The following is a 21578-nucleotide window of genomic DNA, read 5'->3' on the forward strand; positions in this document are numbered from 1 at the left end:
CGAGCCCCTCACGCGCGACGAGCTGCGCGCCCGCTACGCGCACCTGGTCGCGGGCCCGGCGCCCTACCACCAGGAGTGCTGGCTGAACTGGATCGTCCGCCGCACCCGCGACGGGCAGGCCGTCGGGTACGTGCAGGCGACGGTCACCCCGGCGCCGCCGGGGTTCGCCGTGACGCCCGCCTCGGCCGGGTCGACGGTCACGCCGGGCCCGCCCCGGCTGCTCGCGTCGGTCGCCTGGGTGATCGGCATGCCGTACCAGGGGTTCGGGTTCGCCACCGAGGCCGCCCGCGCGCTGCTGGACTGGCTCGCGGCGCACGGCGTGGGCGACGTCGTCGCGACGGTCCACCCGAACAACCGCGCGTCCGCGGCCGTCGCGTCGAGGATCGGGCTGCGCCGTACCGGGGAGACCCGCGACGAGGAGGTCGTCTGGCGCCTCCCCCACCGCGCCGCACCGGAATGACACGTGTGTGAAAGGCCTCCGCGCGCGGGGAAGGGTGCGGGTAGGCCACAATCGACGGGCCAGAGGAACCGGCCGAGGGGTGGAGGAGCATGCGGGAGGTGTGGCCCGGGGACCCCTATCCGCTGGGCGCCACCTGGGACGGCACGGGCACGAACTTCGCGCTGTTCTCGGAGGTGGCCCGGCGGGTCGAGCTGTGCCTTTTCGACGCCGAGGGGCGCGAGACGCGGCGCGACCTGCCGGAGGTGGACGGGTTCGTCTGGCACGGCTACCTGCCCGGCATCGGGCCCGGCCAGCGGTACGGGTACCGGGTGCACGGGCCGTTCGACCCCCGCGAGGGGCACCGCTGCAACCCGTCCAAGCTGCTGCTCGACCCGTACGGCAAGGCCGTCGCGGGTGTCACGCCGCACGAGCTGATCCACTGGCACGAGGCGCTGTTCTCCTACCGGTTCGCCGACCCCGACGCGCTGAACGAGGACGACAGTGCCCCGTACATGCCGAAGAACGTGGTGGTCAACCCGTTCTTCGACTGGGGGGACGACCGGCCGCCGCGCGTCCCCTACCACGAGAGCGTCATCTACGAGGCGCACGTCAAGGGCCTGACGAAGCTGCACCCGGGCGTCCCCGAGGAGCAGCGCGGGACCTACGCGGGCGTCGGGCACCCGGTGATGATCGACCACCTCCTCGACCTCGGGGTGACCGCGGTCGAGCTGATGCCGGTGCACCAGTCGGTGCCCGAGCACGCCCTGGTGGCGCGGGGCCTCGACAACTACTGGGGCTACAACACGATCGGGTTCTTCGCGCCGCACAACTCCTACAGCTCCTCGGGGCAGTCCGGCGAGCAGGTGCTGGAGTTCAAGGCGATGGTCCGCGCCCTGCACGAGGCGGGCATCGAGGTCATCCTGGACGTCGTCTACAACCACACGGCGGAGGGCGACCACCTGGGCCCGACGCTGTCGTTCCGGGGCATCGACAACGCGTCGTACTACCGGCTGCGCGACGACGACAAGCGCTACCACCTCGACTACACCGGCTGCGGCAACTCGCTGAACGTCCGGAACCCGCACGCGCTGCAGCTCATCATGGACTCGCTGCGCTACTGGATCCTGGACATGCACGTCGACGGGTTCCGCTTCGACCTCGCCTCGGCGCTGGCCCGCGAACTGCACGACGTCGACCGGCTGGCCGCGTTCTTCGACCTCGTCCAGCAGGACCCCGTCGTGTCCCAGGTGAAGCTCATCGCCGAGCCGTGGGACGTGGGAGAGGGCGGCTACCAGGTCGGCAACTTCCCGCCGCTGTGGACGGAGTGGAACGGCAAGTACCGCGACACCGTCCGCGACTTCTGGCGCGGCTCGTACGCGACCATGCCGGAGTTCGCGTCCCGGCTGACCGGCTCCTCCGACCTCTACGAGCACAGCGCGCGCCGGCCGTTCGCGTCCATCAACTTCGTGACCTGCCACGACGGGTTCACGCTCACCGACCTCGTCTCCTACGACCACAAGCACAACGAGGCCAACGGCGAGGACAACCGGGACGGCACCGACGACAACCGGTCGTGGAACTGCGGCGTGGAGGGTCCCACCCGCGACCCCGGGGTCCTCGACCTGCGGGCCCGCCAGCGCCGCAACTTCCTCGCGACGCTGTTCCTGTCGCAGGGCGTGCCGATGCTCTCCCACGGCGACGAGCTCGGCCGCACGCAGGAGGGCAACAACAACGCCTACTGCCAGGACAACGAGATCGCCTGGGTCCACTGGGAGGACTCGGGCGACATGGAGTTCGTCCGGCTCCTGTCGCGGCTGCGGCACGACCACCCGGTGTTCCGCCGCCGCCGCTTCTTCACCGGGACGGGCCGCGGCGCCGCCGCCGACATCGCCTGGCTGACCCCGGCCGGCGAGAGCATGACCGACCAGGACTGGAACGTCGGCTTCGCCAAGTCGCTCGGCGTGTTCCTCAACGGCGACGCCATCACCGAACCCGACCCGCGCGGCCGGCGCGTCCGGGACGACTCGTTCCTGCTGCTGATCAACGCCGGGTCGGAGCCGGTCGAGTTCACGCTGCCCGGCGCCGAGTACGGCGAGCGCTGGGAGTTCGCCCTCGACACCGCCGAGCCCGGCACGGTCGGCGAGCGTCCCCGCCTCAAGGCCCGCGACGTGGTGACGGTCGGCGACCGCGCGCTCCTCGTCCTGCGGCGCGGGGCGTGAGCCGCGCGGCTCACGCCCGGCCGACCTCCATCGCGGTCAGGAAGACCAGGACGAACGTCGCGACCGCCACCGCGCCGTGAACGGCGACGGCCGCGGCCGGGAACGCCTGCTCCGCTCCCCTGGCGTGGCGGCCGCCGCGGCCGACGAGCCAGCGGGTGAACAGCAGCAGTCCCTGGAAGATGATGACGAGCAGGGCCGCGAAGGCGACCCAGGCGTAGGCGGCGTTCCCCGTGACGACGTAGACGATCCACACGGCCAGGCCCGCGACGGCCGAGAGCGGATGCCCCGCCACGACCAGCCGCGGGAACCGCGTCACCTTCGTCGAACGCCCCCCGTTGACCCACCACACGACCAGCAGATATCCGCCCGCGACGGCGGCGATGATCCACGCGCCCAATGCGGCGTACTCCACCCCCGCTCCTTTCGTGAGATTCTCACCCGTCCCCCTGCCGCCTAGTGTCGCCCCCCAGCGCTTCCGGCATGACGGATTCGTACAGATTGGGGGACAGACCGTCACCACGCCGGTCCGTGCGGGGGTGCCGCGGACGTCCTCACGGAGGTCGCGGGAGCCGGGCCCGCGCTACGCCCGCAACCGGTAGCGGACGAACAGCACGCCCTCGTCGAGGTAGAGGGCGGCCGGTTCGAGCGGCACCTCGGCGTCCAGACCCTCCAGCAGGCGGGTGTGGCGCGCGCCTCCGAGGAGGGTGGGCGCGATGTTGAGGCACAACTCGTCGACGAGCGACGCCCTGATGAGCGCGGTGGCCAGGGACGGGCCGCCCTCGCAGAGGAGGTGCTCGTAGCCGAGGTCCTCGCGCAAGGCTCTCACGGCGGCGGGGAGATCGACCTCGTCGTCGCCTTCCGCGACCACCCGGAGGTGGCCCGGAACCCCGGCCCCGGCGTTCCGGGTCGTCACGACGACGGTGGGCGTCTCCGCCTCGGTGAACAGCGGGAGCGTCCAGTCGAGGTCGAGGGAGCGGCTCACCACCACGATGGGGGCGGGAGGCCCGCCGCGGCGGGCCCGCAGGTCGGGGCGCAGCCGCGCGGGGCCGAGGCGTCCGGTGCGGACGGTCCCGGCGCCGACGAGGATCGCGCCGGCCAGGGCGCGCAGGGTCCGGAAGACGCGGAAGTCGGCGGCGCCGCCGAGGCCGTCGGTCCAGCCCTCGGCGTCGGTGACGGACCCGTCCGCGCTCATGACCATGCCGAGCCGCAGGCGCGGCAGGTCTCCGTAGGCCTCGTAGGGATCGACGCCGGCGGCGGCGGGCTCGGGCAGCAGACGGCGCATGACCTGCACGTTATCGGACCCCCGGGGCGCCCTTTTGTCGGTGCGGGGGCGCAAGATGGGGGGCATGGACCTGCCGATCAGCCCGCCGCTGCCGCCGATGCTGGCCAAGGCCGTCAAGACCATGCCCAAGGGCGACCTGCTGTACGAGCCGAAGTGGGACGGGTTCCGCTGCATCGTCTTCCGCGACGGCGACGAGGTGGAGCTGTCCAGCCGCGGCGAGAAGCCGCTCACCCGCTACTTCCCCGAACTGGTCGAGGCGGTGCGGCGCGAGCTGCCCGAGCGGTGCGTGGTGGACGGCGAGATCGTGCTGCCCCGGGGGACGCGCCTCGACTTCGACGCCCTCCAGCAGCGCATCCACCCGGCCGCCTCCCGGGTCAAGCTCCTGTCGGAGCAGACTCCGGCGTCGTTCGTGGCCTTCGACCTGCTCGCCCTCGGGGACGAGTCGCTGATGGAGGTGCCGCTCGGCGAGCGGCGGCAGCGGCTCGTCGACACCCTGGCCGGGGCGAAGGCGCCGATCCACGTCACGCCCGCGTCCGACTCCTACGAGCTGGCGCTGCGCTGGTTCGACGAGTTCGAGGGCGCCGGGCTGGACGGCGTCATCGCCAAACCGCGCGACACCCCGTACGAGCCCGACAAGCGCGTGCTGTTCAAGGTCAAGCACGAGCGGACGGCCGACTGCGTGGTGGCGGGCTTCCGCTGGCACAAGTCGGGGCCCATCGTGGGGTCGCTGCTGCTCGGGCTCTACAACACCGACGGCAATCTCCAGCACGTCGGCGTCGCGGCGTCGTTCACGATGAAGCGCCGCGCCGAACTGGTCGAGGAGCTGCAGCCCTACCGGCTGGAGGACCTGTCCCAGCACCCGTGGGCCGAGTGGGCCAGCCAGACGGAGGCGACCGCCGACCGCATGCCCGGGGCGATCTCCCGATGGACGGGCAAGAAGGACCTCAGCTGGGTCCCGCTGCGTCCGGAGCTGGTGGTCGAGGTGGCGTACGAGGCGATGGAGGGCGACCGGTTCCGGCACACCGCGCGGTTCCGGAACTGGCGCCCCGACCGGACGCCGGACTCCTGCACCTACGCCCAGCTGGAGGTGCCGGTGGCCTACGACCTCGACGACATCTTCGGCGGTCCCGCGACGAGCCCGCGCGTGGACCGCTGAGGGCTGACGCCCCGGCGCCGGGGACGGCCGGGACGCTGCGCGCGTCCCGGCCGTCCGATCCTCAGGGCTGGGTCTCGTTCCGGACGGTCTGCCGGATCAGGTCCTGGTCCGGCTGCGCCGCCGCCTTCGCCGAGGCGTAGGGCCGCAGGTAGGCCTGGTTGACGCCGGGGACGCGGTCCTCGATGACGAACGTCGCCTTGGTGGAGATGTCGGCGCCCGGGGTCCGGACGGTCGGGAGCGTCTTGAAGTCGGCCCTCATCTCCTCCTTGTCGATCCTCGTCAGCACGTAGCCGCGCTGGTTGTTGTAGAAGCGCAGATGCGGGTTGATCTTGAGGTAGGGGTGGTCGGCGGGGTTGGAGTCCTTGCCGTCGCCGGTGCTGGTGATGGAGGTGCACACCAGTTCCGAGCCGACCGTCCTGGAGTCCGGGTCGTCGTAGTCGGCCTTCAGGTCGCTCGCCCAGTGGGCGTGGACGTCGCCGGTGAGCACGACGGGGTTGCGGACCCCGGCGTCCAGCCAGCCCTTGGTGATCCGGTCGCGGGAGGCGGCGTAGCCGTCCCAGGAGTCCATCGAGGTCTTCTTGACGGGCCCGGCGGTGTTGTCGCGCTGGGCGAAGAAGACCTGCTGGCCGAGGACGTCCCACCGGGCGGTGGAGCGGCGGAAGCCGTCGAGCAGCCACTTCTCCTGCTCGGCGCCGGTGATGGAGCGCTTGGGGTCGGTGGCGGCGGGGCAGTCCTTGTAGCCGTCGCCGCAGCCCTGGTCGTCGCGGAACTGGCGGGTGTCGAGCATGTGGAAGTTGGCCAGCCGGCCCCACCGCACCCGCCGGTAGACCTGCATGTCGGGGCCCGCGGGAACGGACCGCCGGCGCAGCGGCATGTTCTCGTAGTACGCCTTGAACGCGGCGGCGCGGCGGGCGCGGAAGTCGTCGTAGGAGGGCGTGTCGGAGCCTTCCTCGGGGACGTAGCCGGCCCAGTTGTTCTCGACCTCGTGGTCGTCGAACACGACGAGCCACGGGGCGGCCTGGTGCGCGGCCTGGAGGTCGCGGTCGGTCTTGTACTGGGCGTGCCGCAGGCGGTAGTCCGCCAGCCTGACCGTCTCGGGGCCCTCGTGGTCGCGGACGTTGCCGCCCGGGATCGTGTAGACGCCCTTCTTGTACTCGTACTGGTAGTCGCCCAGGTGCAGGACGAGGTCGGGGTTCTCCTCGGCCAGCCGCCGGTACGCGGTGAAGTAGCCGTGCTCGAACTGCGAGCACGACACGAAGGCCATGGCGAGGGCGGGGCCGAAGGTGGCCGGGTGGGGGGCGGTGCGCGTCCGCCCGACCGGGGAGACGTGGCCGTCCACGCGGAACCGGTACCAGTAGTCGCGGCCGGGGCGCAGGCCGTTCAGCTCGACGTGGACGGAGTGGGCGGCGTCGGGGCGGGCGGCGGCGGTGCCGCGCCGGTCGATGCGGCGGAACCGGGAGTCGGAGGAGACCTCCCAGCGGACGGGGACGGTGCGGGCGGGCATGCCGCCGAGGCCGTCCTCGGCGTGCGGGTCCAGGGCCAGGCGGGTCCAGAGGACGAACCCGTCGGGCTCGGGGTCGCCGGAGGCGACGCCGAGGGTGAACGGGTCGGCGGGCAGGGCGCGGCCCCGGGGGGCCGCGTGGGCGGTGCCGGGTACGCCGGTCACGGCGACGGCGGTGAGGAGTCCGCTGGTGGCGAGCCCGCTGGAGGCGAGGAAGGCGCGCCGGTTCAGCGGGCGGGCGGAGTCGGCCATGGAGAGGTGACCTTTCGGAGGGGTCCGGCAGTGCTGCTCGCCGACAGCCTCACGAAGATCGATGTCCAGGGGGTTCCGCGCGGATGACGCCCGCCACAACACAGACGATCTTTTGGAGGGCGCTAGAAGATCACGCGGAGCGCGGAAAGGGTGCTAGACTGCTGAGTCGCAAATGCGCATACAGATACTCCACCCTATGAATAGGAGTGTAGCCGGGGCATGGGACATCGTCAAGCGGACACTGTCAACCCCGAACGGGATGAGAGGGCGGCGACGGCCGCCGTGCGCGTCGAGCAGGACTACGTGTCCCGCGTGTACGCGCGGCTCGACGCCGAGCGCGACAGGACCGCGACCGCGCTGCGCGAGGGGCCGGCGGCGGGCGGCGGCGCCGCGTTCCAGGCGCGGGTCGAGAGCGCCATCGCCACGGACGAGGCGGCCCGGCGGCTGGTCCAGCTGAACGCCGTCGAGCACGGCCTGTGCTTCGGCCGCATCGACCACCGCGCCGACGCCGACGGCCCCGGCGACACCTTCTACATCGGCCGCATCGGCCTGCGCGACGAGGACCACGAGCCCCTCCTGATCGACTGGCGCGCCGCGGCGGCCCGGCCGTTCTACACCGCCACGCCGGGGGCGCCCGGCACGCTCGCCCGCCGCCGCCACCTCCACCTGCGCCACCGGGAGGTCGTCCGGCTGGACGACGAGGTGTTCGACCTGGACGGCCTGGAGGAGTCCGAGCGCGGCGGCATCGTCGGCGAGGCGGCCCTGCTCTCCACCCTCCGCCGCGGCAGGACGGGCCGGATGAGCGACGTCGTCGCCACCATCCAGGAGGAGCAGGACCAGGTCATCCGCTCCGGCCTCCAAGGGGTCCTGGTCGTCCAGGGCGGGCCCGGCACGGGCAAGACGGTCGCCGCCCTGCACCGGGCCGCCTACCTCCTCTACACGCATCGCGACGTCCTGGAGCGGCGCGGCGTCCTCATCGTGGGCCCGAACGCCACGTTCCTGCGCTACATCGAGCAGGTGCTGCCCGGCCTGGGCGAGACGGACGTGGCGCTGGCCACGGTCGGCGAGCTGTACCCGGGGCTCAAGGCGACCGCCGCCGAGACTCCCGCGGCCGCCGTCCTCAAGGGCGACCTGCGGATGGCGGGCCTCGTGGAGGCCGCCGTCCGCGACCGGCAGCGCGTCCCGGCCGGAGGGCTGCGCGTCGAGGCCGACGGCCTCACGCTGGTGGTGGATGCCGACAAGTGCGAGCGGATCCGTGACCGCGCCCGCGCCCTGCGCGCCCCGCACAACCTCCAGCGCCGCCGCTTCGTCCACGACATGCTGGAGGCGCTCGCCTTCGACCGGGCCGAGCAGTTCGACCGCATCATGGACGAGCCCCTCGAGGAGATGGCGAAGTCCGGCGGGCTGCCCGGCTGGCTCCAGGAGCTGATCGACGAGGCCGAGGACGAGCCCCTCCTGGACGAGACGGACCTCCGCCTGGCCAAGGAGGCCCTCTGGCAGGACCCGGGCGTCCGGTCCGCTCTGGACGATCTGTGGCCCGACCTGACCCCCGAGCGGCTCCTCGGCGACCTCTACGGCTCCCCCGAGGCGGTGGCGCGCGTGGGCGCCGAGGCCGGCCTGTCCCCCGACGAGCGGGAGCTCCTGCACCGCCCGCCGGGCTCGCCGTGGACGGTCTCCGACGTCCCCCTGCTGGACGAGGCCGCCGAACTCCTCGGCAAGGACGACTCCGCCGACAAGGCCCGCGCGAGGGCCGCGCAGGCCAGGCTCGCCGAGGAGGAGCGCTACGCCCGCGAGGTCATGCAGACCACGGACGGCACCGAGATGATCCTGGCCAGCGACCTGATCTCCGCGAGCGAGCTGGCCGAGCGCCACCACGACGGCGGCCCGCGCCTCACCACCGCCCAGCGCGCCAAGGCCGACCGCGAGTGGGCCTACGGCCACGTCATCGTGGACGAGGCGCAGGAGCTCTCGGAGATGGCGTGGCGGACCGTGATGCGGCGCGTCCCGACGCGCTCCCTCACGGTGGTCGGCGACATCGCCCAGACGGGCAGCGCGGCGGGCGCGGCCTCGTGGGGCCAGATGCTCGACCGCTACGTCCCGGGCCGGTGGCGCGAGCAGCGGCTCATGGTCAACTACCGCACCCCGGCCGCCATCATGAAGGTCGCCGCGGACGTCCTGGCCGCCGTCGCCCCGGACCAGACGCCGCCCGAACCCGTCCGCGACGACGGGCCGCCGCCCGCCGCGATCGCGATGCCGGTCGACGAGCTGCCGTCCCTCGTGCGCTCGGAGCTCGTCCTGGTGACCGGCGGCGAGGACATCGGCGGCGCCTTCAAGGAGGGCCGCCTCGCCGTCATCACCTCGGCGGCGCGCCACGCCGGCGTGCTGCGGGCCCTCCCGGACGCCGCCGTCGGCGCCACCCCCGAGGCCCTCGACTCGCCCGTGGTCGTCCTCACCGCCGAGGAGGCCAAGGGCCTGGAGTTCGACTCGGTCGTCGTCGTCGACCCGGCCGGGATCCTCGCCGAGTCCGCCAAGGGCGGTCAGGACCTCTACGTCGCCCTCACCCGGGCCACGCGCCGCCTGACGGTCGTCCACGACGGCGACCTGCCGCCCCTGCTATCCGCCCTGGAGTAGGCCGGCCAGGGTCCGGTCGAGCTCGGCCCTGATGACGGCGCTCGCGGCCGCCGGATCCCGGGCGCGGACGGCCTCGACCAGGGCGGCGTGGGCCGCCCGGCCGTGGGCGTCGTCGGCCGCGCGGACGTCGACCAGGGCGGCGAGGTCGAGCAGGCCGTCGCGCAGGACGGGCACGAACCCGGCGTACAGGTCGGCGAGGACCGGGTTGTGCGCGGCGGCCACGACGGCGGTGTGCAGGGCGATGTCGGCGTCGATGAACGCCTCGACGCCGGGGCCGGCGCCTTCGCCGGCCAGGGCCGCGTCGCGGTCGGCGAGCGCCCGGTCGAGGACGCCCAGGTCGTCCGGCGTGCGGCGCTCGGCGGCCAGCTCGGCGGCGCGGACCTCAAGCATGGCGCGGATCTCGTAGACGTCGGCGACCGAGGCGCGGCGGAGCCGAGCGGGCCAGTCCTCGGCCGGCTCGGTCGCGGTGACGAAGACGCCCGCGCCCTGCCGGGCCTGCACGAGACCGGCCCCGGCCAGGGCGCGCAGGGCCTCGCGGACGGTGGAGCGGCCCACGCCCAGTTCCCTGGCGAGGGTCGTCTCGCCGGGCAGCCGCGTCCCGACCGGCCAGGCCCCGGCGGCGATCTGGTCGCGCAGGCGCTGCGCGGCCTGCTCGACGAGCGGGCTGGGACGGAGCGGGCCGAGCGGCATCGGGAGTCCTCCGGGGACGGCGGCGGGCCTCCAGGGTAGGCCACCTCAGCTTGTCTGAGGAGCTGAGGTGTGGTTGGCTGGCGGCGTGTCGTGGCAGGGCCTTCTTCTCGGTCGCCGCGGCGGGGCCTGATCCTGACCGGCACCCCGCCGCGGGGTCCGGTGCTGCCGGTCGTCCGGCGATCGAACGAGGAACAGGCCCATGACCTCCCCCAGTACGCCCACGCGCTTTCCCACCCTGCGCACCCCGTCCGGCCCGGTGGCGGACGGCGCGCCCTTCTGGAACCCCCAGCGCGGCAGCTCCATGCCGTTCCACCGGTACCGGTCCGTCCACGAGCGCGTGCCGTCGCCCGTGCCGGACGTCGAGCGGACCTGGCCGTCCAGGCGCGTCGAGAGCGCGCCCCTGTGGGTGCCCGTCGACCTGCGGGACGGCAACCAGGCGCTGGCCGAGCCCATGGACACCGCCCGCAAGCGCCGCATGTTCGACCTGCTCGTGGCGATGGGCTTCAAGGAGATCGAGGTCGGCTACCCCTCGGCCAGCCGGACCGACTTCGACTTCGTCCGGCACCTGGCCGAGACCGGCGTGCCCGACGACGTGACGCCCGTCGTGTTCACGCCCGCGCGCACGGAGCTGATCGAGCGGACGTTCGCCTCCGTCGCGGGGCTGCCGAGGGCCGTCGTCCACCTGTACACGGCGACGGGGCCGGTGTGGCGCGACGTCGTGCTCGGGTCCGGCCGGGACGGGGTGCGGCGGCTGATCCTGGACGGGGCGGCCGACGTGGCGCGGCTCGCGGGGCCGGGCGTGCGGTTCGAGTTCTCCCCCGAGACCTTCAACGTCACCGAGCCCGACTACGCGCTGGAGGTGTGCGACGCGGTCACCGCGCTCTGGGACGCCTCCCCCGACCGGCCGGTGATCCTGAACCTGCCGGCCACGGTCGAGATCGCCACCCCGAACGTGTACGCCGACCAGATCGAGTACATGCACCGCAACCTGGCCAGGCGCGACGCGGTCATCCTGTCGGTCCACCCGCACAACGACCGCGGGACGGGCGTCGCCTGCGCCGAGCTGGCGCTGCTGGCCGGCGCGCAGCGGATCGAGGGCTGCCTCTTCGGCAACGGGGAGCGGACGGGCAACGTCGACCTGGTCACCCTGGCGCTGAACCTGCACGCGCAGGGCGTCGACCCGCGGATCGACTTCTCCGACATCGACGAGATCCGGCGGACGGTCGAGCACTGCAACCGGCTGCCCGTCCACGAGCGGCACCCGTACGGCGGCGACCTCGTGTACACGGCGTTCTCCGGCACCCACCAGGACGCGATCGCCAAGGGCATGGCGCGCCACGCGCGCCTCGCCGCGGAGCGGGGCGTGCCGCCGGAGCGGCTGCCGTGGGACGTGCCGTACCTGCCGGTCGATCCCGCCGACGTCGGGCGCGGCTACGAGGCGGTGATCCGGGTCAACAGCCAGTCCGGGAAGGGCGGCGTCTCCTACCTGCTGCGCACCGGGCACGGCCTCGACCTGCCGCGCCGCCTGCAGATCGAGTTCTCGCGCGTGGTGCAGCGGGCGACGGACGGCAGCGGCGAGGAGGTCACCGCGGACGAGCTGTGGGAGCTGTTCCGCGCCGAGTACCTGGACCGGCCGGGACCGGTCCAGGTGACCGGGTGGCGGACCTCCCGCACGGGTCCGGGGCGGCACGACTTCACCGGCGTGGTCCGGGTCGACGGCGCCGGGCGCGAGCGCACCGGCACGGGCAACGGCCCGCTGGACGCCCTGACCGGCGCGCTGGCCTCCGCCGGGATCGAGGTGGAGGTCCTGCGGTACGCCGAGCACTCGGCCGGGACCGGGCGCGACGCCATGGCCGTCGCCTATGCCGAGTGCCGCGTGGACGGCGTGACCCGCTGGGGCGCGGGACGCGACACGTCCGTGCTCACCGCGTCGGTGGAGGCCGTCCTGTCCGCGGTCAACCGCGCTAAGAGCGGCTAGACGACTTCAGGGACCGCCTCCACGACAGGCCGGTTCCGGGGATGCGCAGCGTCATGTGACGGCGCCCGTCCGCCGAGCGGGTGTAGCGGGCTCCGCGCGCTCCGACGCTGTGCCCGACGCCCTTCTTGGAGAAGTTGAGGCGGAACGGGCCCATCTTCAGTGATTTCCGATAGCTCCAACCCATGGGGCGGGGATGCCCGGCCGGTGCGCCGGGCATCCCCGCGCCCCTTTCCCGGACATCCGAAATCCGCAATAGGGACATTTTTGTCGGGGCAAGGGCAGGACGTGACCAAATCCGGGCGGTCTTCGTCGCGCACCGCCCTTTACCCGCGGCCCCCGGCCGGGGAGCCTGTGCCCGTCGGAGATCGTTTCCATAGACGGAGGTGCGGGTTGGCCAGGCGATCCCTGAGACGAACCCGGCGGACCATGACGGCGGCCGTGCTGACCGGCGCGGCGCTCGCCGCCGCGGGCGGCGGCGCGACGGCGCTGGCCGGGACGTCCCCCAAGATCGTGGTGAAGGACGGGGTCACCCAGCCCGTCTTCTCCTACAAGGACGCGATCCGTGAGCACGTCTACGTCGAGTCCGGCGTGGACAGCGACCGGGACGGCAAGAAGGACCGCGTCAACGTGGACATCATCCGGCCGAAGGAGACCGAGCACGGTCTGCGGGTGCCGGTGATCATGGATGAGAGCCCCTACTACGACAACGCGGGGCGCGGCAACGAGAGCGAGCGCAAGACCTACGACGCGAACGGGAACCCGGTGAAGTTCCCGCTCTACTACGACAACTACTTCGTCCCGCGCGGGTACGCGTTCCTCGCCGTGGACATGGTCGGCACGACCCGCTCCGACGGCTGCCCGGTCAGCGGCGGCCCGACCGACGTCCTCGGCGGCAAGGCCGTGGTCGACTGGCTCAACGGGCGCGCCCGCGCCTACCGGCCGGACGGCAGCCCGGTGAAGGCGACCTGGACGACCGGCCGCACCGGCATGATCGGCAAGTCCTACGACGGGACGCTCGCCAACGGCGTGGCGGCCACCGGCGTCGAGGGGCTGGAGACGATCGTCCCCATCTCGGCGATCAGCAGCTGGTACGACTACAGCCGGATGAACGGCGTGAAGTACACCGACGACGAGCAGCCGTGGCTCGCCGACTACGTCGACACCGACCCGCCCGCCAAGTGCGCGGCCGTCAACACGGAACTGGACGAGGGCGAGGACGACGCGACCGGCAACTACAACGCCTACTGGAAGACCGCCGACTACAGGGACGGGACGATCGCGCGGGCCTCCCGCGTCCACGCGAGCGTCTTCGCCGCCCACGGCGTCAACGACCTGAACGTGAAGGACGACCACTTCGCCAAGTGGTGGAGCGCCCTCGCGCGGCGCGGCGTCCAGCGCAAGGTCTGGCTGTCGCAGCGCGGCCACGTCGACCCGTTCGACACCCGGCGGGACGCGTGGGTGGCGACCCTGCACCGGTGGTTCGACCACGAACTGCAGAAGGTGCCCAACGGCATCATGAGCGAGCCGCGCGCCGACATCGAGGTCGGACCGGACCAGTGGATCACCCAGCGGGACTGGCCGTCCCGCGACGCGCGCGGCGTCGTCCTGCGCCCCGGCGCGGACGGCTCCCTGGGCCTGAAGCCGGCCGCGGCGGGCGCGACCGCCTCCTTCACCGACGCCGCCGGCCCCGAGGGCGCGGGATACCCGGAGGAGGCGATGGTCGCCGATCCCACGGCGGCGCGGCCCTACCGGACGGCGTTCGTGTCGGCGCCCCTGCCGAAGACCGGCCGCCTGTCCGGCACCCCGGACGCCCGGCTGAGGATCAAACTGGACAAACCGACCGCGAACCTCACCGCGCTGCTCGTCGACTACGGCGAGGACACCCGCGTGAACTACCTCGGCGCGGGCTCCGGCATCCGGACCCTGACCACCGAGGACTGCCACGGTGAGAGCACGCCCGCCGACGACGCCTGCTACCGGCAGACCGAGGTCACGACGGTCAGCTCACCGGTCAACGTCGTCGCCCGGGGGTGGCTCGACGCCCAGAACCACCGGTCGCTGAGCCGGCCCGAGCCGCTGAGGTCCGGCCGCTACTACACCGTCTCCTGGCAGACGCTCAGCCAGGAGTACCTGCTGAAGAAGGGGCACCGGCTGGCGCTCGTCCTCGCCGGGACGGACGCGGACTACAACTTCGACACGCCCACCGGCGCTCAGGTGACGGTCGACCTGCGCGGCAGCTCCGTCTCCGTCCCGGTCGTCGCGGCCGGGGAGGACGTGGAGACGCTGGTCGCCCCGCCGCGCAGCGCGACCACGTGGCGCGGCCCGTCCGAGGTCAGCCTTCCCGTCCAGGAGCGCAAGCTCTACTGATCCCCTGACACTCCGACCCCTGCCGTGAGGTCCGCCGCCCCCGAGGCGGCGGGCCTCACGCCCGTCACGACGCGACGCTCCCGCCGGGCTCCGAGCAGGTGAGGACGATCGGTCAGCCCTTCGCCGGAGAACGAAGCCGGTGACCGGGCCCGTCAGACGCTCGGAGCCGTGCGGCGGAGATTCCCTAGTGGTTGTCGGTGTCCTTGCTGGGCTGGACGCGCTTGGGCTCCCCCGGCATCTTCGGGTAGTTCGGCGGGTACGGCATGTCGCCGAGGCCGTGGTCCTTCTCGTCGCGGTCGGCCATGTCGAGCAGGGCGTCGAGGGAGAAGGACGCGTCGTCGATCGCGGCGTGCAGGTCGCCCACCTCGGCGAAGCGGGCCGGCATCGTGGCGATGGTGAAGTCGTGCGGGTGGACGTCGGGCAGCTCGTCCCAGGTCACGGGCGCCGACACCGGCGCGTGCGGGGCCGGCCGGACGCTGTAGGCCGACGCGATCGTGCGGTCGCGCGCGTTCTGGTTGAAGTCGATGAAGACCTGCTCGCCCCGCTCCTCCTTCCACCACCGCGTGGTGACCTCGGCGGGGGCACGGCGCTCCACCTCGCGGCCGAAGGCGAGGGCGGCCCGGCGGACCTCGGTGAACGTCCAGCGCGGCTCGATGCGGACGTAGATGTGCACGCCGCCCTTGCCGGACGTCTTGACGTACCCGGTGTAGCCCAGCTCCGACAGCAGGTCGCGGGCCGGGCCGAGCGCCACCCGGACGGCGTCGGAGAAGTCGGTGCCGGGCTGCGGGTCGAGGTCGATGCGCAGCTCGTCCGGATGGTCGACGTCGCCCTTGCGGACGGGCCATGGGTGGAAGGTCAGCGTCCCGAGGTTGGCCGCCCAGGCGATCACGGCGACCTCGGTCGGGCAGACCTCGTCGGCGGAGCGGCCGCTGGGGAAGGCGATCCGGGCGGTCCGCACCCAGTCGGGCGCGCCCTTCGGGATGCGCTTCTGGTAGAAGGCGTCCGACTTGCCCGCGCCCATGCCCGCCTGGCCGCGGGCGTAGTCCTCGCGGGTGGCCATCCTGGCGCCCTCGAAGACCCCGGCGGGCCAGCGTTCCAGCGTCGTCGGGCGGTCGCGGGTGGCGCGCAGGATCCCCTCCCCCACGGCCAGGTAGTACTCAACGAGCTGCCGCTTGGTGTAGCCGTGCTCGGGGAAGTAGACCTTGTCGGGATTGGTCACCTTGACGAGCCGATCCCCGACCGGGATCTCGATGAAGGGCGAGGCCATAACCGCACGTTAACCCACGGGCACGACAGTCCTCCCGCGCACCCGCGCCGGGTACGGTCGAACCCATGGAGAAGATCCGCAAAAGCGAGGACGAGTGGCGGGCCCGGCTCAGCCCGGAGGAGTACCGCGTGCTGCGTGAGGCGGGCACCGAGAAGCCCTTCACCGGCGAGTACACCGACACCAAGACCGTCGGCGTGTACCGGTGCCGCGCGTGCGGGACCGAGCTGTTCCGGTCGGAGACCAAGTTCGAGAGCCACTGCGGCTGGCCGTCGTTCTTCGCGCCTTCCGACTCCGACGCGGTCACGCTGATCGAGGACCGCTCCCTCGGGATGGTCCGCACCGAGGTCCGCTGCGCGGTGTGCGACTCGCACCTCGGGCACGTCTTCCACGGCGAGGGCTACGACACCCCGACCGACGACCGGTACTGCATCAACTCGATCTCGCTCACCCTCGAACCGGCCGAATGACGCAACCTCCCCGGGCCCTGACGCGTCACATCGACGAACGCGGAAGTGACCGCCAGCCCCCCGGGGAGCCGCCGTGGACGAGTTCACCCCCTACGAGACCGCGTTGCTCTGCGGCGGGCCCACGCGCGCCGCGCAGTGCGCCCTGCTCGCCCTCTACGAACGGCGCCGCGTGCGGGTCTCGCGGGGCACGCGCCGCGTGACCGTCGTCGAGCGCGAGGCAGGCGACGGGATCCAGGCCGCGCTTCTCGACGAGGTCCCCGACACCGGCATCCAGCTCGGCCACGTCCTCGACGCGGTCGCCGAATCCGACGAGGTGGCCGCCGTCGCGGGCGGCCTGGTCGGGAGGGGCCTCCTGCGCCGGGGGTTCCGCGGCCGGCTCCGGCCGACGCGCGAGGGCAGGGCGGCCCGGCGGAGGCTCCGCGCGGACGCCGAGTCCGGCACCGCGTCCGGGCCGGGCGCGCTGAAGGGCACCGGGCCGGGGGCGGTGAGACGGCTCGCCGCGCTGGGCACGGCCGCCGTCGAGGACGCCAAGCTCCGCCAGGTCATGGAGATGGACAACCCCAAGCCGCTCGACCTGCCCTACGCCTGGGCCCTGAGCGGGGTCAACCGGAACACCGAGCAGAGCCGCCTGTCCGACACGCAGTACTCGGGCTACTACTACGACTCGAACTCCGGGGGATCCGGCAACTACTAAGGGGTCTCGGGTACCTCGCAGTCGTCCTTGTCGCTCTGCTTGTTGGCCAGGACGACGCTGCCGTTGTCGTCGCTCTTGCCGTGGACGAAGACGCGGGGCTCGTCGTCGCCGCCGTCCCTCAGGAACTGGGTCGTCCACTTGCACAGGTCGATGGCCGGCTCGGAGTTCTCGTCGGCCTCCCCGAGGTCGGTGTAGACGCGCACGAAGCTGCCGCTGCGGCGGACGTCGGTGACGTGCTTGACGACCTTCCTGCCGGGGTCCTTCGTCTCGAAGTACGGCACCGCGTCGGTGATCTCGTCGGGGTCGGCGGCGGCCGCGACGCGCTCGTTCGGGGACGGGACGGTGGCCGTGCGGGCGGCGACGGCGGCGCGGGGCGCGGGCCCCGAGCCGCCGGGCAGCGCCAGGACGGCGACGGCCGCGAGCACCGCGGCCGTCGCGGTCACCGCCCCCGCGACGCCCAGCCGGCGCCTGCGGGACTCGCGGAGGGACGCGAGCAGGCGGTGCAGGCGGGCCGAGAACTCGGACGGCGGCCGGGCGTGCCGTCCGCGGGCGTGCCGGGCGGGAGACTTGGTCACGGACGGCACTTTACTGCCGGCCGCCCCCGCCCCACGCGCGATCCGGAATAGGAACGGCGAGATCCTCGCGGAGGGACGCCGAACCCGGTCAGATTACGGGCGAGCAGGGAGTTTTCCATGGGCCCGCCGGGGCACCGGCGGCGCGTCAGCCGGCGGCCAGGCGGTGGGCGAGCCAGGCGACGGCCTGGGGCTGGCGGTACTCGACCGCGTGGTGGCCGCCGTCGAAGAGCTCGAAGAAGACGTTCTCCTGCGGCACGCCCGCCTGCTCGACGGCGTCGCGGAAGGCCAGCGCGCCGAGGTCCAGGAACCATTCGTCGCGGGTCCCCGCGTCGATCCAGATGGCCCGCATGGACCGCAGCGCCTCGGCGTGCGCGGGCGCCATCCGGACCGGGTCCCACTCCAGCCAGCGCTCCCAGATCCGCGGCCGCAGCGCCCCGGTGACCGGGTCGAAGGGCAGCAGCGGCGTGCCGTCGGCGCCGGGCGAGAAGCAGGCGGACACCCCGAGGATCTCCAGCAGCCGCATGTCCTCCTCCTTGGTGAAGGCGACCCGGGAGCGGAAGTCGTCCCACCAGGAGAGGATGTCGCCGCCGTAGGCGCGCAGATGCCGCGCGGCCCACAGGAAGTGGGGGATGTACTGGGCCTCCGACAGGGCGTCGCCGGAGTGGGTGGCGAACGCGCCGAACAGGTCGGGCCTCAGCATCGAGGTGACCATGGCGCCCAGGCCCCCGCTCGACTTCCCCGCGATGGCGCGGTGGTCGCGGGCGGCGAGCGTCCGGTAGCGGGCGTCCACCCAGGGGACGATCTCCTCGCACAGGTAGGAGTGGTACCGGCCCGTCCCGGCCGAGTCGACGTACTGGCTTCCGCCGTAGGCCGTCCAGGCGTCCACGAACACCATGATCATGGGCGGCGCCGCGCCCCGCGCGAACAGCTCGTCGACGGCGACCGGCACGGGCCTGCGGTAGGCGGTGGGCGCCCTGCTCCAGGCCTCCAGCCTTCCGGTGAAGCCCAGCAGCATGTAGACGGCCGGGTAGCGGCGCCCGGGCTCGTCGTCGTAGCCGGGGGGCGTGTAGACCCACAGCGGCCTGCGGTGCGGGTCTCCCAGCGGGTTGCCGCGAAGCAGTTCGCTGTCGACGGTGTGCTCGTCGAGCCTGCCGGCGAAGTCTTCTGGCCATGGGGACATGCGGCCTCCTGATCTCGGGGCCGCCGAAATTACTACGGAATCATAATATTTGCAATGATAATATTCCGCCGGTGAAGGACACGGCGACGGACTCGATCGACCGGCACATCGCCCACTGGACCAGCGAGCTGCCCGACCTCGACCCCCACATCGAAGGCGCGGTGACCCGCATGCAGGTCCTCGTGCGGTTCCTGCGGCAGGACAAGGAGGCCGGGCTCGCCGAGCACGGCCTCGAAGGGTGGGAGTACGACATCCTGTGGCGGCTGCGCTCGGTCGGGCCGCCCTACCGGGCCGCCCCGACCTGGCTGGCCGAGGCCCTGGGCACCCACCCGGCCACGCTCACCGGCAGGCTGAACCGGCTCGAGAAGGACGGGTACGTCGCGCGCGCGCCCGACCCCGCCGACCGCCGGCGCCTCCTGGTCCATCTGACGGACCAGGGGCACCGGGCCTGGCAGGACACGATCGGAGCGTCGGCGGCCACGGAGCACGCCCTGCTGGGCGTGCTCACGGACGCCGAGCGGGAGCAGCTCGCCGACCTGCTGCGCAGAGTCGTCCTCGCCGTGGAGGACGGCGGGCCGGACCTGATGCCGCCCGCCACCTGACGGGCGGCCGGAACGGCCCGGCGGCGGACGCTAGGCCAGCCCGGCGACCAGCTCGGCGACCGGCTTGCGGCGACCCGTGTAGAAGGGCACCTCCTCGCGGGTGTGCAGGCGCGCCTTCGCCCCCCGCAGGTGCCGCATCAGGTCCACGATGCGGTGCAGCTCGTCGGCCTCGAACGCCAGCATCCACTCGTAGTCGCCGAGCGCGAACGCCGACACCGTGTTGGCCCGGACGTCGGGGTAGTCGCGCGCCATCAGGCCGTGCTCGGAGAGCATCGCGCGGCGCTCGTCGTCCGGCAGCAGGTACCACTCGTACGAGCGGACGAACGGGTACACGCACACGTAGGCGCGGGGCTCCTCGTCGGCGAGGAACGCGGGGATGTGGCTCTTGTTGAACTCCGCCGGGCGGTGCAGCGCCATCTGCGACCACACCGGCTCGCTCGCACGGCCCAGCGCCGTCCGCCGGAACCGCGTGTAGACCTCCTGCAGGTCGTCGGACGTGGGCGCGTGCCACCAGAACATGTAGTCGGCGTCCGCCCGCAGGCCCGCGACGTCGTAGGCGCCGCGCGTGGTGACGTCCTTCTGGGCGGCCTGGTCGAGGAGGTCCTGCACCTCCGCCGCCGCCTGCTCGCCCACGGTCCCCGGCTTCGCGACCCGGAACACCGACCACATGGTGTAGCGGATCACGTTGTTGAGTTCGCGCGCCTTCGGCTTGCCCTGCTGCTCCGTCATGGTCCAACTCCTTCTCGACTGCGCAAATGGTCCAGGACGCGGAGCGCCGCCGCGCGCGCGGAGGCGATGCACGCGGGGATGCCGAGGCCGTCGTAGGCGGCGCCCGCGACGGCCAGCCCCGGCGCTCCGGCGACCGCGGCCCGGACCTTGGCCACGCGGTCGGCGTGGCCCACGTTGTACTGCGGGAGGCCGCCGCCCCACCGGGTCACCCGGCTCTCGACCGGCAGCTCGGTGACGCCGCACGTCGCGGCGAGCTCGGCCATGGCGGTCGCGACGAGCTCCTCGTCGGCCCGCTGGAGCAGGTGCTCCTCGCCGTACCGGCCGATGGAGCAGCGCACCGCGACGACGCCCGGGTCGCGGTCGCGCAGGTGCGGCCACTTCAGCGAGCTGAACGTGACGGCCTTGACCCCCCGGCCGCCGCGGGCCGTGTCGCTCTCCACGTTCGGGACGAGGTAGCCGCTGCCCTCCGGAAGCCGCGGGAACGCGGTGGCCCGGTAGGCGAGCGTGATGATCGCCATACTGGCGTGCTCGATGCCGCCGAGCTCCCGCGCGGCGGCGGGGACGTCCGGCTCCAGCAGGCGGGACGCCGGGGCCGCCGGGACCGCGACCACCACCGCGTCGGCGTCGAGGTACTCGGGGTCGCGGGCGGAGCCGACGGTGAGGCGCCAGCCGTCCTCGCGGCGGCGCAGCTCGCGGACCGTGGCGCCGGTCCTGACCGTCCCGCCCGCCTCGGCGATGTCGGCGGCGACCAGGTGCGGGAGCGTGCCGAGCCCGTCCGGCAGCGTGGCGAACACCGGGCCCGGGTCCTTCGGCGCGGCGTCCCGGATCCCCTGGACGGCGTGGATCAGCGACCGGTGGGACCGCGCGGCGGCGGCGACGGCGGGCAGCGTGGACTCGAAGGACAGCAGCTCGGCCCGTCCCGCGTACACGCCGCCGAGCAGCGGCTCCACGAGCCGGTCGACGACCTCGCCGCCGAGGCGGGCGCCGATGTAGCCGGCGACGGACACGTCCCCGCCGCGCGGCGTCTCCGGCAGCACGAGGTCCAGCGGGACGCGCGCGAGCCCGGCCGGCGACAGCACGTGCGCGGCGGCCAGCGCCTTCAGGTCGGACGGGACGCCCATCACCTGGCCGGACGGGATGGGCCGCAGCGCGCCGCGGCTGAGGATCGCCGAGGAGGTGGTGCCGGGGTTCACGAGGTCGCCGGAGCGGCCGAGGTCGCGCACCAGGTCCAGGCCCTCGGGGCGGCGGGCGAGCATCGACTCGGCGCCCTCGTCCACCGGGATCCCGGCGATCTCGCTGACCCGCAGCTTTCCGCCGATCTGGGAGGCGCCCTCCAGGACGGTCACCCGGACGCCCTCCCGGACGAGCAGGCGCGCGGCGGCGAGGCCCGCGATGCCGCCCCCGACGACAACGGCATGGGACGTGGTCATGCCTCCAGCCTTCCAGACGCCTCGCCGGATCGCGCACCGGGGCGGGCCCGGCGCCGCGCCCGGGCGCCGGATTCTTGTCACGGAGATGACAAGATCTCAAAACCATGCCAGTGAATACT

At 73.2% G+C, this 21578-nt stretch carries 18 protein-coding genes and 1 pseudogene; 9 read left to right on the forward strand and 10 right to left on the reverse strand.

Annotated features, from left to right (window positions below; all coding sequences use genetic code 11):
* Together ABWI04_RS24250 and glgX are read left to right on the forward strand one after the other, a co-directional pair.
* Positions 1 to 460: GNAT family N-acetyltransferase (locus ABWI04_RS24250; RefSeq protein WP_353833886.1), on the forward strand; the 460-nt coding region annotated here is incomplete at its 5' end.
* An 89-nt stretch (positions 461 to 549) separates the two neighbouring features.
* Positions 550 to 2658 (forward strand): glycogen debranching protein GlgX, encoded by a 2109-nt coding sequence (gene glgX, locus ABWI04_RS24255; protein WP_345177248.1) that lies wholly within the window; start codon positions 550 to 552, stop codon positions 2656 to 2658.
* A gap of 10 nt (positions 2659 to 2668) precedes the next feature.
* Here the strand turns inward: glgX and ABWI04_RS24260 are convergent, their stop codons facing one another.
* Positions 2669 to 3070, reverse strand: a complete 402-nt coding sequence (locus tag ABWI04_RS24260) for a hypothetical protein (protein ID WP_345177250.1) — start codon at positions 3068 to 3070, stop codon at positions 2669 to 2671.
* 168 nt (positions 3071 to 3238) lie between these two features.
* Positions 3239 to 3940, reverse strand: a complete 702-nt coding sequence (locus ABWI04_RS24265) for a dihydrofolate reductase family protein (RefSeq protein ID WP_353833887.1) — start codon at positions 3938 to 3940, stop codon at positions 3239 to 3241.
* Between the two features lie 64 nt (positions 3941 to 4004).
* Here ABWI04_RS24265 and ABWI04_RS24270 point away from each other — a divergent pair, with 64 nt between their 5' ends.
* Positions 4005 to 5096, forward strand: coding sequence for an ATP-dependent DNA ligase (locus ABWI04_RS24270; protein WP_345177255.1), 1092 nt, complete (start codon positions 4005 to 4007; stop codon positions 5094 to 5096).
* A 61-nt stretch (positions 5097 to 5157) separates the two neighbouring features.
* Here ABWI04_RS24270 and ABWI04_RS24275 read toward each other — a convergent pair whose 3' ends face one another.
* Complete coding sequence (locus ABWI04_RS24275; protein ID WP_345177258.1) at positions 5158 to 6849, reverse strand: alkaline phosphatase D family protein; 1692 nt, start codon at positions 6847 to 6849, stop codon at positions 5158 to 5160.
* 219 nt (positions 6850 to 7068) lie between these two features.
* Here ABWI04_RS24275 and ABWI04_RS24280 point away from each other — a divergent pair, with 219 nt between their 5' ends.
* Complete coding sequence (locus ABWI04_RS24280) at positions 7069 to 9480, forward strand: HelD family protein (RefSeq protein ID WP_353833888.1); 2412 nt, start codon at positions 7069 to 7071, stop codon at positions 9478 to 9480.
* On the opposite strand, the gene ABWI04_RS24285 is transcribed toward ABWI04_RS24280, so the two are convergent.
* On the reverse strand, positions 9463 to 10170 hold the full coding sequence (locus ABWI04_RS24285; RefSeq protein WP_353833889.1) for a FadR/GntR family transcriptional regulator: 708 nt from the start codon (positions 10168 to 10170) through the stop codon (positions 9463 to 9465). The two genes, ABWI04_RS24280 and ABWI04_RS24285, sit on opposite strands and share 18 nt — an antisense overlap.
* Positions 10171 to 10471: 301 nt before the next feature.
* Between ABWI04_RS24285 and leuA the strand changes: the two genes are divergently transcribed.
* Complete coding sequence (leuA, locus tag ABWI04_RS24290) at positions 10472 to 12148, forward strand: 2-isopropylmalate synthase (RefSeq protein ID WP_353833905.1); 1677 nt, start codon at positions 10472 to 10474, stop codon at positions 12146 to 12148.
* On the opposite strand, the gene ABWI04_RS24295 is transcribed toward leuA, so the two are convergent.
* Positions 12135 to 12410 (reverse strand): DUF4236 domain-containing protein, encoded by a 276-nt coding sequence (locus ABWI04_RS24295; RefSeq protein WP_353833890.1) that lies wholly within the window; start codon positions 12408 to 12410, stop codon positions 12135 to 12137. The two genes, leuA and ABWI04_RS24295, sit on opposite strands and share 14 nt — an antisense overlap.
* A gap of 164 nt (positions 12411 to 12574) precedes the next feature.
* Between ABWI04_RS24295 and ABWI04_RS24300 the strand changes: the two genes are divergently transcribed.
* Positions 12575 to 14515: a Xaa-Pro dipeptidyl-peptidase gene (locus ABWI04_RS24300; RefSeq protein WP_353833891.1), complete on the forward strand. Its 1941-nt coding sequence runs from the start codon at positions 12575 to 12577 to the stop codon at positions 14513 to 14515.
* 184 nt (positions 14516 to 14699) lie between these two features.
* Here ABWI04_RS24300 and ABWI04_RS24305 read toward each other — a convergent pair whose 3' ends face one another.
* Positions 14700 to 15782, reverse strand: coding sequence for a DNA polymerase domain-containing protein (locus tag ABWI04_RS24305; protein ID WP_353833892.1), 1083 nt, complete (start codon positions 15780 to 15782; stop codon positions 14700 to 14702).
* A 65-nt stretch (positions 15783 to 15847) separates the two neighbouring features.
* Between ABWI04_RS24305 and msrB the strand changes: the two genes are divergently transcribed.
* Together msrB and ABWI04_RS24315 are read left to right on the forward strand one after the other, a co-directional pair.
* Positions 15848 to 16249, forward strand: coding sequence for a peptide-methionine (R)-S-oxide reductase MsrB (gene msrB, locus ABWI04_RS24310; RefSeq protein ID WP_345177270.1), 402 nt, complete (start codon positions 15848 to 15850; stop codon positions 16247 to 16249).
* A gap of 70 nt (positions 16250 to 16319) precedes the next feature.
* Positions 16320 to 16943, forward strand: a pseudogene (locus ABWI04_RS24315) (TIGR04222 domain-containing membrane protein); the annotation flags it as partial.
* On the opposite strand, the gene ABWI04_RS24320 reads toward ABWI04_RS24315, so the two are convergent.
* Together ABWI04_RS24320 and ABWI04_RS24325 are read right to left on the reverse strand one after the other, a co-directional pair.
* The gene (locus ABWI04_RS24320) at positions 16940 to 17518 is read right to left on the reverse strand and encodes a hypothetical protein (protein WP_353833893.1); all 579 of its coding nucleotides are present in this window, start codon (positions 17516 to 17518) and stop codon (positions 16940 to 16942) included. The pseudogene ABWI04_RS24315 and the gene ABWI04_RS24320 overlap by 4 nt on opposite strands.
* A gap of 145 nt (positions 17519 to 17663) precedes the next feature.
* Positions 17664 to 18698: an alpha/beta hydrolase gene (locus ABWI04_RS24325; protein ID WP_353833894.1), complete on the reverse strand. Its 1035-nt coding sequence runs from the start codon at positions 18696 to 18698 to the stop codon at positions 17664 to 17666.
* Positions 18699 to 18769: 71 nt separating this feature from the next.
* Here ABWI04_RS24325 and ABWI04_RS24330 point away from each other — a divergent pair, with 71 nt between their 5' ends.
* Positions 18770 to 19300 carry a MarR family winged helix-turn-helix transcriptional regulator gene (locus ABWI04_RS24330; protein ID WP_353833895.1) on the forward strand — a complete coding sequence of 177 codons (531 nt, stop codon included), beginning with the start codon at positions 18770 to 18772 and terminating at the stop codon, positions 19298 to 19300.
* A gap of 30 nt (positions 19301 to 19330) precedes the next feature.
* Here the strand turns inward: ABWI04_RS24330 and hemQ are convergent, their stop codons facing one another.
* Positions 19331 to 20029, reverse strand: a complete 699-nt coding sequence (gene hemQ, locus ABWI04_RS24335; protein ID WP_345177277.1) for a hydrogen peroxide-dependent heme synthase — start codon at positions 20027 to 20029, stop codon at positions 19331 to 19333.
* Entirely contained in the window at positions 20026 to 21459 is a 1434-nt protein-coding gene (gene hemG, locus ABWI04_RS24340) for a protoporphyrinogen oxidase (RefSeq protein ID WP_353833896.1), read from the reverse strand. Before hemG ends, hemQ begins: the two co-directional genes overlap by 4 nt.
* Positions 21460 to 21578: the final 119 nt, after the last annotated feature.

It is taken from the genome of Actinomadura sp. NPDC000929, assembly GCF_040492065.1.
GTDB classification, from domain to species: Bacteria; Actinomycetota; Actinomycetes; order Streptosporangiales; family Streptosporangiaceae; genus Spirillospora; species Spirillospora verrucosospora.

Bases quoted from the DNA above. Each gene is read 5' to 3' on its own strand.
- glgX (WP_345177248.1), top strand. From the start codon at position 550: ATGCGGGAGGTGTGGCCCGGGGACCCCTATCCGCTGGGCGCCACCTGG.
- ABWI04_RS24265 (WP_353833887.1), bottom strand. From the start codon at position 3,940: ATGCGCCGTCTGCTGCCCGAGCCCGCCGCCGCCGGCGTCGATCCCTAC.
- ABWI04_RS24270 (WP_345177255.1), top strand. From the start codon at position 4,005: ATGGACCTGCCGATCAGCCCGCCGCTGCCGCCGATGCTGGCCAAGGCC.
- ABWI04_RS24275 (WP_345177258.1), bottom strand. From the start codon at position 6,849: ATGGCCGACTCCGCCCGCCCGCTGAACCGGCGCGCCTTCCTCGCCTCC.
- ABWI04_RS24280 (WP_353833888.1), top strand. From the start codon at position 7,069: ATGGGACATCGTCAAGCGGACACTGTCAACCCCGAACGGGATGAGAGG.
- ABWI04_RS24285 (WP_353833889.1), bottom strand. From the start codon at position 10,170: ATGCCGCTCGGCCCGCTCCGTCCCAGCCCGCTCGTCGAGCAGGCCGCG.
- leuA (WP_353833905.1), top strand. From the start codon at position 10,472: ATGCCGTTCCACCGGTACCGGTCCGTCCACGAGCGCGTGCCGTCGCCC.
- ABWI04_RS24295 (WP_353833890.1), bottom strand. From the start codon at position 12,410: ATGTCCCTATTGCGGATTTCGGATGTCCGGGAAAGGGGCGCGGGGATG.
- ABWI04_RS24300 (WP_353833891.1), top strand. From the start codon at position 12,575: ATGACGGCGGCCGTGCTGACCGGCGCGGCGCTCGCCGCCGCGGGCGGC.
- ABWI04_RS24305 (WP_353833892.1), bottom strand. From the start codon at position 15,782: ATGGCCTCGCCCTTCATCGAGATCCCGGTCGGGGATCGGCTCGTCAAG.
- msrB (WP_345177270.1), top strand. From the start codon at position 15,848: ATGGAGAAGATCCGCAAAAGCGAGGACGAGTGGCGGGCCCGGCTCAGC.
- ABWI04_RS24325 (WP_353833894.1), bottom strand. From the start codon at position 18,698: ATGTCCCCATGGCCAGAAGACTTCGCCGGCAGGCTCGACGAGCACACC.
- hemQ (WP_345177277.1), bottom strand. From the start codon at position 20,029: ATGACGGAGCAGCAGGGCAAGCCGAAGGCGCGCGAACTCAACAACGTG.
- hemG (WP_353833896.1), bottom strand. From the start codon at position 21,459: ATGACCACGTCCCATGCCGTTGTCGTCGGGGGCGGCATCGCGGGCCTC.